Source organism: Brachybacterium phenoliresistens (assembly GCF_039530785.1).
GTDB classification, from domain to species: domain Bacteria; phylum Actinomycetota; class Actinomycetes; order Actinomycetales; family Dermabacteraceae; genus Brachybacterium; species Brachybacterium phenoliresistens.
In genome coordinates, this window is record NZ_BAAAOW010000002.1 from 536,407 (window position 1) to 552,003 (window position 15,597).

Below are 15,597 nucleotides of genomic sequence, written 5' to 3' on the forward strand. Positions count from 1 at the left end.
AGTGAAGTCTGGAGTCATGGCTAGGAAGCCTCGGGTAGTTCGAGATGAATGGAGTCAACAATCCACTTGTCGTCGGACCACACTACTGCGACAGCGCTCAAGTAGGTCTGGGCAGGCTCAATCTTGGCTTTCGAGGAGCCGGGAGCTCTCACTTCATGCTCGCCCACGATGAAGTAATAGTCAACGATATACTCATATCCGTCAGTATTGCTTCGTGCGCTGAGTTCTGTATCCTGAAGCTCCGTTGGACCCCAGGGGTTTTCGTTCTTGGCGATATCCTTGATTACTTCCCGATTTCCAGCACAGTTTGCACAGTTCTCGGAGTATAGTTCTGAGAAGCTTTCGTGTTCACCTGTTTGAAAACCCCAGAAGAGCACTGCCCAGTAGTAACGAACCGCCTGCTTGGCCCCCTCCTCCGTGTGCTCGTCCTTCCCCGGGAAGTCCGCGGGATCCGGTGCGGGGACGGCCGGGGTCGTGGCCTCCTCGGGAGTCGTCTCCGCGGCGGAGGGTGATGTGCTCTCGGCGCTCGTGGGCGGGGCGGTGGTGGGGGACTCGGCCGGCGGGCTGCAGGCGGCGCCGGTGAGCACCGCGATGGCGCCGAGCGTGAGGAGGCGGCGAGAGGTCACGGGGACTCCTGAGGAGGGAGGGGTCTCTGGGGCTTTCCGGAGAACCTAGCCCAGGGGCCGAGCGTGCGCCATCGGATCGTGCTCGTTGTGGATAACGGGTGCGGGGTGGTGCCTGGCGGGCCCGGGCTATGCGTCCTGGCTCTGCAGGGCGAAGTCCAGCACCTTCCACCCTCCATCGCTCCACTCGAGTCCGCCGACGCTCACGTAGCTGGCAGGGTCGGGAGTCTTCTTCCCCTCCTGCTCCTCGAAGGTGACGGTGAAGCGGTACAGCACGACGTTGTCGATGTCGGTGTCCTCGTACTTCTCCAGCGCGTCGGTCGTCACGGTGGCCGGGGGCCAGAGCTGGCCCTTCTCGACGCGCTCGGCGACCTGGCCGATGTACTGCGTGCAGGCGTCGCAGGACTCCGCGCCGAGCTCCTCCAGGGCGCTGGTGTCGCCGCTCTGGTTCGCCGTGATCGCCACGGCCCAGAAGTAGGCGAAGGCCTGCTGCGCTCCCTCCTCGGTCTGCTCCTGCATGCCGGGGAAGTCCGCGGGGTCGGGGGGATCCACCGGCGGGGGAGTCTGCCGGGGCGTCATGCCCTCGGGCGCCAGGACCTTCGGCGTCGGTGTCGGGGACGCCTGCTGCGCGGTGGTGGGGGCGGCGGTCGGCTCCTCGTCCGATCCGCCGGAGCTGCAGGCGGACGCGCCGACGGCGAGGGAGGCGAGGGCGCCGAAGGCGAGGAGGCGTCGAGCGATCACGGGTACTCCAGGGACGGGAAGCGGGGCCTGTCCAGCGAACCTAGCGGACGCAGGCCTGCGGTGTCATGGGAGGAGCTCGGGCTGTCCGGGTTGGGCGTTGTGCGACCGGACCTAGATTGCTAGCATGCTGGCATGCCATCCGAGAAGGTGCAGTTCAACATCTACCTGCCCAAGCAGCTCGTCGTCGCGGTCAAGCACCGCGCGATCGACGAGTCCACCAGCCTCTCCGCGCTCGTGGAGAAGGCCCTGACCCAGTACCTCGAGACGCCGCAGCCTCCCCGCTGACCCGCCTCGTCCTGCCGCCCTGACAGCCCGTCGCAAGGAGCTCTGCCATGTCCCGCACGCCCGACCCGTCCCTCGCCGTCCTCCCGCTGCGCTTCTCGTCCCGGCCCGCCGCGGTGATCGCCTTCCTGCGCACCCTGGGCCTCGCCCCGTCGCTGACCGCGGGGGACGACAGTTTCGGGGACCTCCATGCAGGCGCCGGCCGTGTCCTGGTGCACGGCGCCGCATCGACCGCGACCGGAGCCGCGCACGGGGACACGGACCTCTGCCTCGTCGTCCCCGACGCGCTCGCGGCCGCGAAGCAGCTCGAGGCGGAAGGCCTCGAGGTCGCCGTCTGGGACGAGTCCTACGGGAAGCAGGGTGTCATCACGGGTCCGGCCGGAGAGGCCATCGGCCTGAACGAGGACCAGGAGGACCCGTACGGCTACCAGGAGCACGATCCCGCCGGCGCCGATCCGCGGCTGAGCGTCGTCGCCGTCCTGACCAGCGAGGACTTCGCCCGTGACGCCGCCTTCTTCGCCCGTCTCGGCTTCGTCCCCCAGGGCCCGGCGGACGACGGGTGGCAGGCCCTGCGGGGCCCGGGCCGCTCCGGGATCATCGGCCTGCACGCCCCCGGGCCGGACTCGCGGCGCACCCGGCCCGGCGACGGCACGTTCGGCCCGAGCCTCCAGGTGCGTCTGGGCTTCCAGACCTCGGAGGACCTCACGCAGCTCGCCGCCCGCCTGCGGTCGGCCGGGTACGACGCGCAGGTCCGCGATCCCCACGGCGCGCGAGCCGTGCACCTGACCGATCCGGACGGGTCGCATGTCGAGATCCATGCGGCGGTGCAGGGCTGAGCCCCCTCCCGTTGCGATACCGTGTCCGGGACCACACCTCCATGGGCCGGGAGCCCAGCACCCCAGGAGCGATGATGCCCGAAGACGCCCCCGTCGGAATCGACAGCCTCTCCCACGAGTCCCGCAGCTTCCCCCCGAGCTCCGAGTTCGTGAAGGACGCCGTGGCGCGACCGTCCCTCTACCTCGAGGCCGAGCGGGACCGTCTGGAGTTCTGGCGCGCCCGCGCGCAGCTGCTGAGCTGGAAGAAGCAGTTCACCGAGGTGCTGGACTGGTCCAACACCCCGTTCGCGAAGTGGTTCGCCGACGGCACCCTAAACGCCGCCCACAACTGCGTGGACCGCCACGTGGACGCCGGCCACGGAGCGCAGGTCGCCCTGCTCGCCGAGTACGAGGACGGCACCGACGCCCGTTTCACCTTCGCCGAGGTGAAGGACGAGATCAGCCGGATGGCGAACGTCCTCACGGACATGGGTGTCACCACCGGGGACCGCGTCGCCATCTATCTGCCGATGATCCCCGAGGCCGTCTTCGCGATGCTCGCCTGCGCCCGCATCGGCGCGCCGCACTCGGTCGTCTTCGGCGGATTCAGCGCCGACGCCCTGCGCTCGCGCATCGAGGACGCCGAGGCCAAGGTCGTGATCACGGCCGACGGCCAGTTCCGTCGCGGCAAGGCCATGCCGCTCAAGCCCGCCGTGGACGAGGCCCTCGCCGGCGGCGCGCCCTCGGTGTCCGGAGTCCTCGTGGTCCGCCGCACGGGAGGCGAGGTCGCCTGGACCGAGGGCCGCGACCAGTGGTGGCACGAGCTGCGCGAGGGCGCCTCGACCGAGCACGAGCCGGTCTGGGTCGACGCGGAGCACCCGCTGTTCATCCTCTACACCTCCGGCACCACCGGGAAGCCCAAGGGGATCGTGCATTCCACCGGCGGCTACCTCACCCAGGCCTCCTACACCCACCGGGTCGTCTTCGACCTCAAGCCCAGCACCGACGTGTACTGGTGCACGGCCGATGTCGGCTGGGTGACCGGCCACTCCTACGTGGTCTACGGGCCGATGGCCAACCGCACCACCCAGGTCATCTACGAGGGCACCCCGGATACCCCGCACCAGGGCCGCTGGTGGGAGATCGTCCAGAAGTACGGCGTGTCCCTGTTCTACTCCTCGCCCACCGCGATCCGCACCGCCATGAAGTGGGGCGAGGAGATCCCCGGGAAGTTCGACCTGTCCTCGCTGCGTCTGCTGGGCAGCGTCGGCGAGTCCATCAACCCCGAGGCGTGGATGTGGTACCGCCGCGTGATCGGCGGGGACCGCTGCCCGATCGTGGACACCTGGTGGCAGACGGAGACCGGCGCCATCATGGTCTCCCCGCTGCCCGGCGTCACCAACGCCAAGCCCGGTTCCGCGCAGGTCCCCCTGCCCGGCGTGGTCGCCGACGTCGTCAACGACGCGGGGGAGCCCGTGGGCGATGGCCAGGGCGGCTACCTGGTGCTCTCGGAGCCGTGGCCCTCGATGCTGCGCGGGATCTGGGGCGATCCGGAGCGGTTCCAGGAGACCTACTGGTCGCGCTTCCCCGGGAAGTACTTCGCCGGCGACGGCGCCCGCAAGGACGAGGACGGCGACATCTGGCTGCTGGGCCGCGTGGACGACGTCATGAACGTCTCCGGTCACCGCCTGTCGACCACGGAGATCGAGTCCGCGCTGGTCTCCCACCCGTGGGTGGCCGAGGCCGCGGTCGTCGGCGCGAACGACGAGACCACGGGCCAGGCGCCCGTCGCCTTCGTGATCCTGCGCGGCGGGACCGAGGCGGAGGTCGCCGCCGGCGGCGGCGAGGACGCCGCCTCCGAGGCGCTGCGACAGCACGTGGGCAAGGAGATCGGGCCGATCGCGAAGCCCAAGAAGGTCCTCCTGGTCACGGAGCTGCCCAAGACGCGCTCGGGCAAGATCATGCGGCGCCTGCTGCGCGACGTCGCCGAGAACCGGACGATCGGCGACACGCAGACCCTCGCCGATTCCTCGGTGATGGACCTGATCCAGCAGGGCCTGACCGGCAAGCGCTGAGCCCCCGGGCACGGCCCCCAGCAGAGACCCGCCCCGGTCGATCCCTCCGGATCGACCGGGGCGGGTCTCTGCGCGCCGAGGACCGGTTCCCGCTGCCCGGACCGGTTCCTGCCGCTCGGATGCTGCGGCCCGGATCCTGCCGCTCGGATGCGGTGGCCCGGATCCTGCCGCCCGGCCCGGTTCCTGCTGCCCGGCCCGGTTCCCGGCGCTCCGGGTCAGGACGTGAGCGAGATGTCCCCGACGCTGGTGCGTGCGCGGATCCCGGCGCCGAGACCGCCGGTCTCCAGCCCGGGCTCCAGATAGATGTCCCCGGTGTCGGAGTCGGCGTCGACGACCCAGCCGCCGTCGGGCGGGACGAGCACCGAGATGTCCCCGACCTCGGTGCTGAGATCCAGGTCCGAGGAGGGGCCGGCGGCATCGACCTGGACGTCGATGTCGCCTACCCCGGTCGAGGCGGTCACGCGGGCATCGGCCGGGACCCCGAGCACCTGCACGTCGCCGGTGCCGGTGCTCGCCTCGACCACGCCGACCGGCCCGGTGACCGACACGCTCCCGACGTCGGTGGAGAGCTCGGTCGTGGACAGCCCGCTGCGCGGGACGACCAGCAGGATCTTCTTGTGCTCGTCCTCCCACGGGACCGGTCCGCTGGTGGCGGGCTGTTCGACGGTGACGGCAGGGGAGGAGGCCGGGCCCTCGACGGTGATCCGGGCCAGGGCGGTCGCCCCGTCGCCGGGCAGCAGCAGCGAGCCCTCGTCCACGAGCGCCAGGGTCGGCTCGGTCACGTCCCCGACGATCACCTCGATGTCCCCGACGCCGCTGCGGATGCTCACCGCGGAGGCGCCCGGCAGGGCGACCTGGGCGGAGGTCTGCGAGTACCCGCGCATGACCCACCAGGACCAGGTGGTCTGGGCGGCCATCAGCCCGGTCAGCACCAGCACCACCAGGGTTGCCAGCACGATCATCGTCGCGCGCCAGGCCCGCGCGGAGCGGCGGGTGGGGGTCAGGACGTGGGGCGGGATCGTGGTGGTCATCGGTCCTCCGATTCGAGGTAGCGCAGCACGGCCATGACGCGACGGTTCTCGCCGTCGACGGGACTGAGGCCCAGCTTGAGGAACAGCGAGGAGATGTGCTTCTCGACGCTGCCGGCGGAGAGGAACAGCTCGGCGGCGATCGCCGCGTTGGAGCGTCCCTGGGCCATCGCCTCCAGGACCTCCCGTTCGCGCGGGGTCAGCGCGTCGATCACGGCGCGGCGGCGGGTGCGCACCAGGATCTGCTGGATGACCTCGGGGTCCAGCCAGGTGCCGCCGCCGCCCACGGTGTCGACCACGCGCAGGAACTCGTCGACATCGGCCACACGATCCTTGAGCACGTATCCCAGCCCGCGCGGGCTGCCGGCGATGAGCTCGGAGGCGTAGCGCTCCTCGACGTACTGCGAGAGCACGAGCAGGGCCACCTGCGGGTCCTGCTCGCGGATCAGCACGGCGGCGCGCACGCCCTCGTCGGTGAAGGTCGGGGGCATGCGCACGTCGATGACGGCGAGATCCGGGGTGTGCTCGGTCACCGCCGACAGCAGCCCCGTGGCGTCGTCGACGGCCGCCACGACCTCGTGTCCGGCATCGGTGAGCAGCCGCTCCAGGCCGGCGCGCAGCAGCACCGCGTCCTCGGCGATCACGATCCTCATCGGGCATCCTCCATCGAATCGGCGGGAGCGGTCGTCGCGGGGGAGCGATCGGACGCTGCGGGCGACGGCGCGGAGGGAGCAGGTGCTCCCGGGGAAGGCGCGTCGGGGGCGGGTGCCCCGGCCCCGGTGGCCTCGGGGGCGGGGGCGCCGGCGGCGGAGGCATCGGGCGCAGCGGCCCCAGGGGCGGCGGCGATCTGCGCGGACACCGGCAGCAGCGCCTGCAGACGGGTCCCGCCGCCGGGCGGGCTGTGCAGCTCCAGGGTGCCCCCGGCGGCACGGACCCGGTCGGTCAGGCCGGCGAGGCCGGTGCGCTGCCCCGACGCCAGGCCCCCGCGGTGCACTCCGGCGCCGCCGCGCCCGTCGTCGCTGATCGTCACATCCAGGGACGACCCCTGCTGGCGCACCCGCACGGTGGCCCGCGAGGCGCCCGAGTGCTTGGCGATGTTGGTCAGCGCCTCGGAGACCACGAAGTACGCCACGCCCTCGGTCTCCCGGCCCAGGCGCATCGGCAGATCCGTGTGCAGGTCCACCGGGATCGGGGAGCGGGCCGCCAGCGCGGAGAGCGCCGCGTCGAGCCCGCGGTCGGTGAGGACGGCGGGATGGATGCCCCGGGCCAGCTGGCGCAGGTCGGTGATGACGCCCTTCGCCTCGCGGTGCGCCTCGTCCACGAGCGCGGTCGCCGTCTCCGGGTCCGAGGCGATCTTCGACTTCGCGATGCCGAGGGTCATGGCCAGCGCCACCAGGCGCGGCTGGACGCCGTCATGCAGGTCGCGCTCGATGCGCAGACGCTCCTGCTCCGCCGCGTCCACCGCGCCCTGGCGCCGCTGCGTCAGCTCCGTGACCTGCTCCTTGAGCTCCTGCTCGCTATGGGAGAGGAAGGCCCGCGCGAGCATGCGGTCCAGCACCGTGCCCAGGGCGATCGCGCCGAAGGCCACCAGCAGGCCGGCGCCGCACAGGATGCCCAGCAGGCTCGGCGTGAGGTGCAGCCGGCCCAGCGTCGCGTCCCCGGCGCGCACCAGGATGTCCGCGGCGGTCCAGCTCGCCCACAGCGCGGCCAGGGACAGCGTCCCGAACATCATGGCGCACAGCATGGCGATGTGATGATGCAGCGTCGCGGCCCAGTACGGCAGCGAGGAGACGTCCAGCCACAGGCCGTGCAGGGCGCCCAGCAGCCCGGTGCGCTCGGAGCGGCGCCGCGGCGGCACGGTGACGCGCAGCCCGTGCACGGCGTCCGCGCGGCGGCGCTCCACGGCCGCGGCCAGCCGCATCAGCAGCAGCCAGGGGATCAGCACCAGCATCCCCACCCCCAGGGCCGGGACCGAGGCGATGCCGGTGGTCAGCAGCGTCACGCTGGCGATGCCCCAGGTCCAGGCCAGAGCGGCCCAGACGATCACGGACGCACCGGCCGCCACCGGATGGGGCCGGCGCGGGGGCGAGGGATCGGGCGGCGGCATCGGCTCGCCCGCGGCGAGGGAGGTCTCGTACGAGGTCATGCCGCAACGCTATGCGGCCGCGGGCGCCGCGGGCAGACGGCCCGCCGCCGCGGCCGGCGGGGGTTAACCCCCGCCCGGCGGCGTCCGGTGCCGGGCGACCGGGAGCGCGGGGGTCGGTCGGTGCGGTTCAATGGGGGCATGAGCGAGAACGCGCCGAGCACGCATGCCGAGGACACCGACGTTCCCCCCTCCGCCCAGGACGACAGCGGCACCGGCGCCCCCGCGGCGCCCTCCGCCGGGCGCGGGACCCTGCGGGACGTCGCCGACTCCCTCGGCATCTCCAGCGCCGTGGCCCTGCGGGCCCTGCGCGGCATGGACGACATCCGCCCGCAGCTGCGGGCGCGGGTGCACGACGAGGCGGAGCGCCTGGGCTTCCCGCTGGAGGAGCTCTCCGCCGCCGACGACCACCGCGGTGTGGTCGCCGTGCTCGTGAACACCATGCGCAACACCTGGATCTCGGACCTCGTGCGGGCCATCCGCATCGAGCTGGCCGCGACCGGACGCTCCGCGATCGTGGTGCCGACCCGCCGACGCATCCCCGAGTACCCCGTCGCCGCGGACACCGAGGCCGTGCAGTCCCTCGTGCAGCTGGGCGTGGACGGCTTCCTCATGGTCTCCGACCTCAACGACATGGACTCCGTGCTCGAGGCCACCGGCGACCGCCCCTTCGTGGGGATCGGCTGCTCCCAGGACTTCGTGGGCCGCTTCGACACCGTCCGCATCGACGACGTGGTGGGCCAGGGCCTGCTCGTGGATCATCTCGTCTCCCTCGGCCACCAGGACATCGCCCATGTCGGCGGGGTCGGGGCGACCGTGGCCCGTGAGCGTGCGGACGCCTTCCGCTCCGCGATGGAGCGCCACGGCCTGGGCGAGCACGCCCGCGTCGAGCCCGGCGACTTCACCGAGCAGGTCGGCCAGACCGCCGGGTCGATGCTGCTGCGCGGCAGCCAGGTGCCGACCGCCGTCACCTGCGCGAACGACGTCACCGCCGTGGGCGTCCTCGCCGCAGCCCGCGAGGCCGGCTACGACGTCCCCAGCCAGCTCTCCGTGGCCGGTTACGGGAACACCTCGCTGGCGGCCTCCGGGATCGCCGGCCTGACCAGCGTCGACCCCAACTCGGACCGGCTGGGCGCCCTGGCGGCCCAGTTCCTCGTCGAGCGGGTCTCCGGGCACGAGCCCGAGACCCGCGACGTGGCCGTGGCCCCGTCCCTCGTGGCGCGCCGCTCCACCGCGGCCGGGCCCCGGCCCGCCTCGACCAAGCGCAAGCGCATCTCGGTGGACTGACCCGCCCGCGCGCCCTTCCCCGCACGACCCAGCATCCCGCTGAGATAGGCTCCGAACATGATCAACTCCACGAACGACCCGAGCACACCGCCCACCCAGCGGTCCATCGGCGAACTCGTCGCGTCCATCAAGGACGAGCTCCTGGGCGTCGTCCACCACGAGATCGACATCGCCAAGAAGGAGCTCACGGCGATCGCGGTGAAGGCGGCCGTCGGCGCCGCCCTCTTCCTCGTCACCGCCTTCTTCCTCCTCAGCGCCTGGGTGATGCTGCTGTTCGCCGCCGCCTGGGGCCTGGTCGCCCTGGGCCTGCCCGCCTGGGGCGCGTTCCTCATCGTGATGGGCGCGCTGGTGCTCATCGGCGCTCTCGCCTCGGTGGTCGGCTACTTCGTGTACATCAAGAAGATCAAGGCGCCGGAGACGACCATCAGCACGGCCAAGGGCGCGGTCGACGCGGTCAAGGGCGTGCGTCACCGCAACGCCGTCTCCTACGACGACACCTACGAGGAGCTGTACGGCAAGAAGGTCGACGCCCGCGTCTCCTGATCGCCGCGATGCCGGGCCGGCCCGCGCCGCGGTGGCGCAGCGGCCGCACCCGCCCGCGTATCCTGGAGCGGTGACTCTTCGACTGCACGACACCGCAACACGGACGACCGCTCCGTTCCGCCCCCTGGTGGACGGGGCGGTCTCGCTGTACGTGTGCGGTCCCACCACGCAGGGGGCCCCGCACATCGGGCACCTGCGCACCTTCCTCGCCTTCGACGTGCTCGTGCGCTGGCTGCGCCGCAGCGGCTACGACGTCACCTATGTGCGCAACGTGACGGACATCGAGGACAAGATCCTCGCGAAGTCCGCCGAGCACGACACCCCCTGGTGGGCGTGGTCGCTGCGCTTCGAGCGCGAGTTCCACGACCGCCTGGACCAGGTCGGCTGCGTGCGCCCCAGCTACGAGCCGCGCGCCACCGGGCACGTGCCCGAGATGATCGCCTTCATGCAGCGCCTCATCGAGCGCGGCCACGCCTATGCCGACCGCGCCGGATCGGTGTACTTCTCCGTGCGCTCCCTGCCGGACTACGGCGCCCTGACGCGCCAGTCCCTCGAGGACATGCAGGACGCCGGCGAGGAGATGGAGCCCGGCAAGCGGGATCCGCGCGACTTCGCCCTCTGGAAGGCCGCCAAGCCCGGCGAGCCGGAGACCGCCGCCTGGGACACCCCCTTCGGCCGCGGCCGGCCGGGCTGGCACCTCGAGTGCTCGGCGATGGCCCACAAGTACCTCGGCGAGAGCTTCGACATCCACGCGGGGGGCCTGGACCTGCGCTTCCCGCACCATGAGAACGAGCAGGCCCAGTCCCACGGCGCCGGCTACGGCTTCGCCCAGCGCTGGATGCACTCGGGCGTGCTCACCGTGGACGGGCTGAAGATGGGCAAGAGCCTGGACAACTTCATCACCGTGGGGGAGGCGCTGGACTCCCATCCCGCCCCTGTGGTGCGCCTGGCGCTGGTCGGCGCCCACTACCGGGCGCTGGTGGAGTACAACTCCCGCTCGCTCGCCGAGGCAGGCGTCGTCTGGGAGCGGTTCGTCTCCACGGTGCGCCGTGCCCAGGAGCGGCTGGAGGCCGCCGGCGTCCCCCTCGCGGATCCGGCATCGGCCGTGCTGCCCGCGGCGTTCGTCGAGGCGATGGACGACGACCTGTCGGTGCCGGAGGCGCTCGCCGCCGTCCACGGCGCCCAGAGCGCGCTGAACACCCTGCTCGCCGACGGGGCCGAGGCCTCCGCGATCGGCGAGAGCCTGGCCGCGCTGCGCGGCATGCTGGACGTGCTGGGCCTGGATCCGCTGGATCCGCAGTGGACCGCCGGCTCCGGGGCCGATGCCGCCGAGCACGAGGCGCTGGACGCCCTCGTGCGGGCGCAGCTGGCAGCCCGCGCCGAGGCGCGCGCCGCGAAGGACTGGGCGGCGGCCGACAGGATCCGCGATGCCCTCTCCGGCGCGGGGATCCGCGTCGAGGACGGGCCCGACGGCGTCCGCTGGACGCTCGAGACGATGACGACCGGGAGGTCATGATGGCAGGAAACGGAGGTCGCCGCGGCGCGATCCGCCGCACGAAGAAGGGCGCGACCACCGGCTCGGGAGGGGTGCGCCGCCGCGCGCTCGAGGGCAAGGGCCCGACCCCGAAGGCGACGGACCGGCCCGGGCACAAGTCGTACGCGGGCGCGAAGCGCCCCGGCGGCAAGACCAAGGGCCCGAAGGTCCCGGGCGCCGACCAGGTCGCCGGGCGCAACTCGGTCCTCGAGGCGCTGCGCGAGGACGTCCCCGCGACGTCCCTGTCGGTGATGGTGCGCCTGGACGTGGACGACCGCGTCCGGGAGATCCTGCGCCTGGCCGCCGCGCGGAACCTGCCCGTGCAGGAGGTCACCCGCACCGACCTGGACCGGATCACGGACCATGCCGTGCACCAGGGCGTGTCGCTGACCATCCCGCCCTACGAGTACGCGGACCTCGACGAGCTGCTGGGCATCGCCCGCGACGCCTTCGCCGCGCCGCTGCTGATCGCCCTGGACGGCATCACCGATCCGCGCAACCTCGGGGCGATCCTGCGCAGCGCCGGCGCCTTCGGGGCGCACGGCGTGATCCTGCCCGAGCGTCGCAGCGTGTCGATGACCGCGAGCGTGTGGAAGGTCGCCGCCGGCGCCGCCGGCCGGGTGCGCGTCGCCCAGGTCACCAACCTCAACCGGGCGATCTCCGAGCTCAAGCAGGAGGGGCTGTTCGCCCTGGGCCTCGATGCCGACGGCGACGTCTCCACCCGCGACATGACGCTGGCCGCCGAGCCGGTCGTCCTCGTGGTCGGGGCCGAGGGCAAGGGCCTCTCCCGCCTCGCCCGCGAGCTGTGCGACCAGGTCGTCTCCATCCCGACGGCCTCGACCACCGAGTCGCTGAACGCGTCCGTGGCCGCCGCGATCGCCCTGTACGAGGTCGCCGGCGCCCGCGCCGCCGCAGGCCGCCGCTGACCGCACCGCCGCGCGTGCTCCCCTCCACCAGGGGCGGGGAGCACGCGCGGCGCTGTGTCCGGCGCTGGGCGAGGTGTTCAGCGCGCCCGGCGAGGCCCCGGCCGGCCCGGCAGGGCTTCCGGCGCTGGGCTAGGCGTCCGGCGCGCCCGGCCCCGCGCGAGAGGTCATTCTCCGACGCTTGAACGGCTGTTCAAGCACCGGAGAATGACCTCGGGCGGGGGTCAGTTCTCGAAGATCGGCAGGGCCGAGGTCTCCGTGGTGACGAGGGACTTCTCGTTCGGCCGCAGCGGCAGCTGGTGGGCGACGTAGTCCTCCGCGGCCTCCACGAGGGTGACGTCCCGTCCCTGCTTCTCCGAGAGGTACCAGCGGTGCTCCAGCACCTCGTGGAAGAACTCCGGGGCCTCGAGCTTCTGCCGCATCGAGCGCGGGATCGAGCGGATCACCGGCTCGTACTGCACCTGCAGCCACTCGTGGGCGACGAACTCCTCCTCCTCGGCCTGCTGCTCCGTCATCGCGACGTAGTGGTCGAGGTCGTTGAGCAGGCGGCGCGCCTGGTTCTCCCCGGCGTCGATGCCCGTCAGGCGCATCAGGCGGCGGGCATGGTGGCCGGCGTCGACCACCTTGGGGTGGATGGTCACCGTGGTGCCGTCGAGATCGGTGGTGATCTCGAGCTCGCCCACGTCGAAGCCGAGCTCGTTCAGGCGCTCGATGCGCGCCGAGACGCGCCAGCGCTCGTCCGCGCCGAAGCTCTCGCGCTCGGTGAGCGAGGCCCACAGCTCCTGGTACCGGCCCACCAGCTGGTCGCCGATCTCGATGGGATCGGACTCCTCGCCGAGCAGCTCGCCGGCCTGGAGGTCCATCAGCTCGCCGATGATGTTCGTGCGCGCGAGGTCCAGGTCGTAGGCGCGCTGGCCCGTGGACAGCTGCTCGTGCAGCGTGCCGGTCTCGACATCGACCAGGTACGCGGCGAAGGCGCCCGCATCGCGGCGGAACAGGGTGTTCGACAGCGACACGTCGCCCCAGTAGAAGCCCTCGAGGTGGAGGCGCACCAGCAGCACGGCGAGGGCGTCGATCAGACGCTTGGCCGTGTCCTGCTTGGAGATCTGGCTGAAGACGGCGCGGTAGGGCAGCGAGAACTGCAGGTGCCGCGTGATGAGCACGGCGTCCAGCGGCTCGCCGGCCCGGGTCTCCCGGCCGCTGACGACGCCGAAGGGCTCGACGGCGGGGATCCCGAGCTTGCCGAGCACGCGCAGCATGCCGTACTCGCGCTCGGCGAGGTGATGGGAGATCTCCTTGAGCGCGAGCACCCGACCGGACACGCGCGCGAAGCGCACCACGTGCCGGGAGATGCCGCGGGGGAGCGAGGCGAGCAGCTCATCGGGCCAGTCCTCGAGGGGGACGTCCCAGGGCAGATCCAGCAGTGCCGGGTCTGCTCGGGACGCTTTGATCTCCAGAGGTGCCATGGGCTCTATTGTGCCCTGTCCATCCCCCTCCCGCACGGAGGCCGACCCATGCAACAGCGGGCGCCCGGCGTGATGCCGGACGCCCGCTGAGGGGTTCGTGCTGGTCAGTCGCCGAGGCGCTGACCGGACGTGACGTCGAACAGGTGCAGGTGGCCCTCGGTGGGACGGAAGTAGACCGTCTCGCCCTTCATCGGGGGCTTGCGGCCGTCGACGCGCGCGATGACCGGCTTGTCGAGCTCGGTGTGACCGGCGAGGCGGCCGTAGACGTAGGCGTCCGCGCCGAGCTCCTCGACCACGTCGACCTCGACCGCGAGGCCGGTGCCGTCGGGGGCGATCTCCAGGTCCTCGGGGCGCACGCCCACGGTGACGGAGCCCTGGTTGGTCTCGTGCAGGGTCGCACGGTCGACCGGGACGACGGCGCCGCCGAACTGGACGCCCTGATCGGTGAGCTTCTGCTCGATCAGGTTCATCGCGGGCGAGCCGATGAAGCCGGCCACGAAGACGTTGTCGGGGTGGTCGTACATGCGGCGGGGGGTGTCGATCTGCTGCAGCACGCCGTTGGCGAGGACGGCCACGCGGTCGCCCATCGTCATGGCCTCGGTCTGGTCGTGGGTCACGTACACCGTGGTGACGCCCAGGCGACGCTGCAGGGAGGCGATCTGCGTACGGGTGGACACGCGCAGCTTCGCGTCGAGGTTCGACAGCGGCTCGTCCATGAGGAAGACCTGGGGCGAACGCACGATCGCGCGGCCCATGGCCACACGCTGACGCTGACCGCCGGAGAGGGCCTTCGGCTTGCGGTCGAGGTACTGCTCGAGGTCGAGGATCTTGGCGGCCTCCTCGACGCGCTTGCGGATCTCGGCCTTCGGGGTGCCGGCGATCTTCAGGGCGAAGCCCATGTTGTCGGCCACCGACATGTGCGGGTACAGCGCGTAGTTCTGGAACACCATCGCGATGTCGCGGTCCTTCGGCGGGACATCGGTGACGTCGCGGTCACCGATGAGGATGCGGCCGCCGTCGATCTCCTCGAGGCCGGCGAGCATGCGCAGCGCGGTCGACTTGCCCGAGCCCGAGGGGCCCACGAGGACGAGGAACTCGCCGTCCTCGATCTCGATGTTGAGGCTGTCGACGGCCGGGCGCTCCTGGCCGGCGTAGACGCGCGAGGCGTTGTCATACGTAACAGTTGCCATGGGGGTGACCCATTCCCTTCACCGGCAGGTACGTGCCGGACGGTCCGTAGTGAAGTGTCTTGTCATCACCGGTGCGGAACACCGTCGTCCGCTGGAGTCTTGTGCGTCATTGCACCGGCGAGAGCGAGTGTAGCCCATCACAGGGGGTGGTTCCTGTGATACTCACAGGATGGACCTGACCCAGCTCGTGACCAAGACCCTCGACCGCCGCTCCCGCACGGGGACGCCGCTGCGGATCGTCCAGGCCGGCCATCCCGCGCTGCGGGCCCGCGCGCGGGACGCGTACGGCGTGCTGCCCACGGCCCTGCTGCTCGAGCTCATCGAGGCGATGACCGTGACGATGCGCGCCGCACCGGGCGTGGGCCTGGCGGCCCCGCAGATCGGAGTGCCGCTGCGGCTGTTCGTCCTCGAGGACCGCTCCTTCGAGGACGGCGAGGAGCCCGATGCACAGGACGACGTGCTCGAGCGGACCGGGGTGCCGCTGCGGGCCTTCCTCGACCCCTCCTACGAGGTGCTCGAGGACGAGGGGACCGAGACGGTGTTCGCCTGGGAGGGGTGCCTCTCGGTCGACGACTGGCGCTCGATCGTGCCGCGCCCGCGCAGCATCGTCTTCCGCGGCCTCGAGGTGGACGGGCGCGGGGACATCGCCGAGGTCCGCGAGGTCCACCGCGGATGGCCCGCCCGCATCCTCCAGCACGAGACCGACCACCTGGCCGGCACGCTGTGCCACGACCTCGCGGTGCCGCGGTCCTTCGTGCAATCGCGCTATGTCGAGCGCTACGCCGACATGCCCGATGCGGTGCGCCGCCTCGGGCTGTCCGGGGATGTGGCCCGCCTCGGCCCCGGGGAGGTCGTGGTGCGCGCGGATCGCTGAGGCGACCTGCACCGCACGCGCAGTCGCTGCCGGTACGGTGTCCCCGAACCACCCGTCCAGGAATGGTCACCCC

The 15,597-nt window shown here is 71.9% G+C and carries 15 protein-coding genes; 8 read left to right on the forward strand and 7 right to left on the reverse strand.

Annotated elements, in window-relative coordinates; genetic code table 11:
• Positions 1-20: 20 nt before the first annotated feature.
• Entirely contained in the window at positions 21-626 is a 606-nt protein-coding gene (locus tag ABD234_RS06840; RefSeq protein ID WP_344354713.1) for a DUF6318 family protein, read from the reverse strand.
• Positions 627-752: 126 nt separating this feature from the next.
• Positions 753-1,364: a DUF6318 family protein gene (locus ABD234_RS06845; RefSeq protein ID WP_344354715.1), complete on the reverse strand. Its 612-nt coding sequence runs from the start codon at positions 1,362-1,364 to the stop codon at positions 753-755.
• A gap of 132 nt (positions 1,365-1,496) precedes the next feature.
• Between ABD234_RS06845 and ABD234_RS06850 the strand changes: the two genes are divergently transcribed.
• The 3 genes from ABD234_RS06850 to acs all read left to right on the forward strand — a co-directional run bounded on the left by ABD234_RS06850 (position 1,497) and on the right by acs (position 4,536).
• Entirely contained in the window at positions 1,497-1,649 is a 153-nt protein-coding gene (locus tag ABD234_RS06850) for a ribbon-helix-helix domain-containing protein (protein WP_344354716.1), read from the forward strand.
• A gap of 47 nt (positions 1,650-1,696) precedes the next feature.
• Positions 1,697-2,482: a hypothetical protein gene (locus tag ABD234_RS06855; RefSeq protein WP_344354718.1), complete on the forward strand. Its 786-nt coding sequence runs from the start codon at positions 1,697-1,699 to the stop codon at positions 2,480-2,482.
• A gap of 74 nt (positions 2,483-2,556) precedes the next feature.
• The gene (gene acs, locus ABD234_RS06860; protein WP_344354720.1) at positions 2,557-4,536 is read left to right on the forward strand and encodes an acetate--CoA ligase; all 1,980 of its coding nucleotides are present in this window, start codon (positions 2,557-2,559) and stop codon (positions 4,534-4,536) included.
• Positions 4,537-4,751: 215 nt separating this feature from the next.
• Here the strand turns inward: acs and ABD234_RS06865 are convergent, their stop codons facing one another.
• The 3 genes from ABD234_RS06865 to ABD234_RS06875 are packed head-to-tail and all read right to left on the reverse strand — an operon-like array spanning position 4,752 to position 7,710.
• Positions 4,752-5,567: a DUF4097 family beta strand repeat-containing protein gene (locus ABD234_RS06865; protein WP_038373269.1), complete on the reverse strand. Its 816-nt coding sequence runs from the start codon at positions 5,565-5,567 to the stop codon at positions 4,752-4,754.
• Positions 5,564-6,217: a response regulator transcription factor gene (locus ABD234_RS06870; protein WP_038373267.1), complete on the reverse strand. Its 654-nt coding sequence runs from the start codon at positions 6,215-6,217 to the stop codon at positions 5,564-5,566. The genes ABD234_RS06865 and ABD234_RS06870 overlap by 4 nt, the downstream gene beginning before the upstream one ends.
• The gene (locus ABD234_RS06875) at positions 6,214-7,710 is read right to left on the reverse strand and encodes a sensor histidine kinase (RefSeq protein ID WP_344354730.1); all 1,497 of its coding nucleotides are present in this window, start codon (positions 7,708-7,710) and stop codon (positions 6,214-6,216) included. The genes ABD234_RS06870 and ABD234_RS06875 overlap by 4 nt, the downstream gene beginning before the upstream one ends.
• A gap of 138 nt (positions 7,711-7,848) precedes the next feature.
• On the opposite strand from ABD234_RS06875, the gene ABD234_RS06880 reads away from it, so the two are divergent.
• From ABD234_RS06880 to rlmB, 4 genes are all read left to right on the forward strand, one after another.
• Positions 7,849-8,994 carry a LacI family DNA-binding transcriptional regulator gene (locus tag ABD234_RS06880; RefSeq protein WP_344354731.1) on the forward strand — a complete coding sequence of 382 codons (1,146 nt, stop codon included), beginning with the start codon at positions 7,849-7,851 and terminating at the stop codon, positions 8,992-8,994.
• Between the two features lie 57 nt (positions 8,995-9,051).
• The gene (locus tag ABD234_RS06885) at positions 9,052-9,537 is read left to right on the forward strand and encodes a phage holin family protein (RefSeq protein WP_038373265.1); all 486 of its coding nucleotides are present in this window, start codon (positions 9,052-9,054) and stop codon (positions 9,535-9,537) included.
• Between the two features lie 70 nt (positions 9,538-9,607).
• Positions 9,608-11,053 (forward strand): cysteine--tRNA ligase, encoded by a 1,446-nt coding sequence (cysS, locus tag ABD234_RS06890; RefSeq protein ID WP_344354732.1) that lies wholly within the window; start codon positions 9,608-9,610, stop codon positions 11,051-11,053.
• The gene (rlmB, locus tag ABD234_RS06895; protein WP_344354733.1) at positions 11,053-11,997 is read left to right on the forward strand and encodes a 23S rRNA (guanosine(2251)-2'-O)-methyltransferase RlmB; all 945 of its coding nucleotides are present in this window, start codon (positions 11,053-11,055) and stop codon (positions 11,995-11,997) included. The genes cysS and rlmB overlap by 1 nt, the downstream gene beginning before the upstream one ends.
• Positions 11,998-12,218: 221 nt before the next feature.
• On the opposite strand, the gene ABD234_RS06900 is transcribed toward rlmB, so the two are convergent.
• Positions 12,219-13,460: a DUF4032 domain-containing protein gene (locus ABD234_RS06900; RefSeq protein ID WP_038373261.1), complete on the reverse strand. Its 1,242-nt coding sequence runs from the start codon at positions 13,458-13,460 to the stop codon at positions 12,219-12,221.
• A 104-nt stretch (positions 13,461-13,564) separates the two neighbouring features.
• Positions 13,565-14,650, reverse strand: coding sequence for an ABC transporter ATP-binding protein (locus ABD234_RS06905; RefSeq protein ID WP_038373260.1), 1,086 nt, complete (start codon positions 14,648-14,650; stop codon positions 13,565-13,567).
• A gap of 169 nt (positions 14,651-14,819) precedes the next feature.
• On the opposite strand from ABD234_RS06905, the gene ABD234_RS06910 reads away from it, so the two are divergent.
• Entirely contained in the window at positions 14,820-15,524 is a 705-nt protein-coding gene (locus tag ABD234_RS06910; RefSeq protein WP_038373259.1) for a peptide deformylase, read from the forward strand.
• Positions 15,525-15,597: the final 73 nt, after the last annotated feature.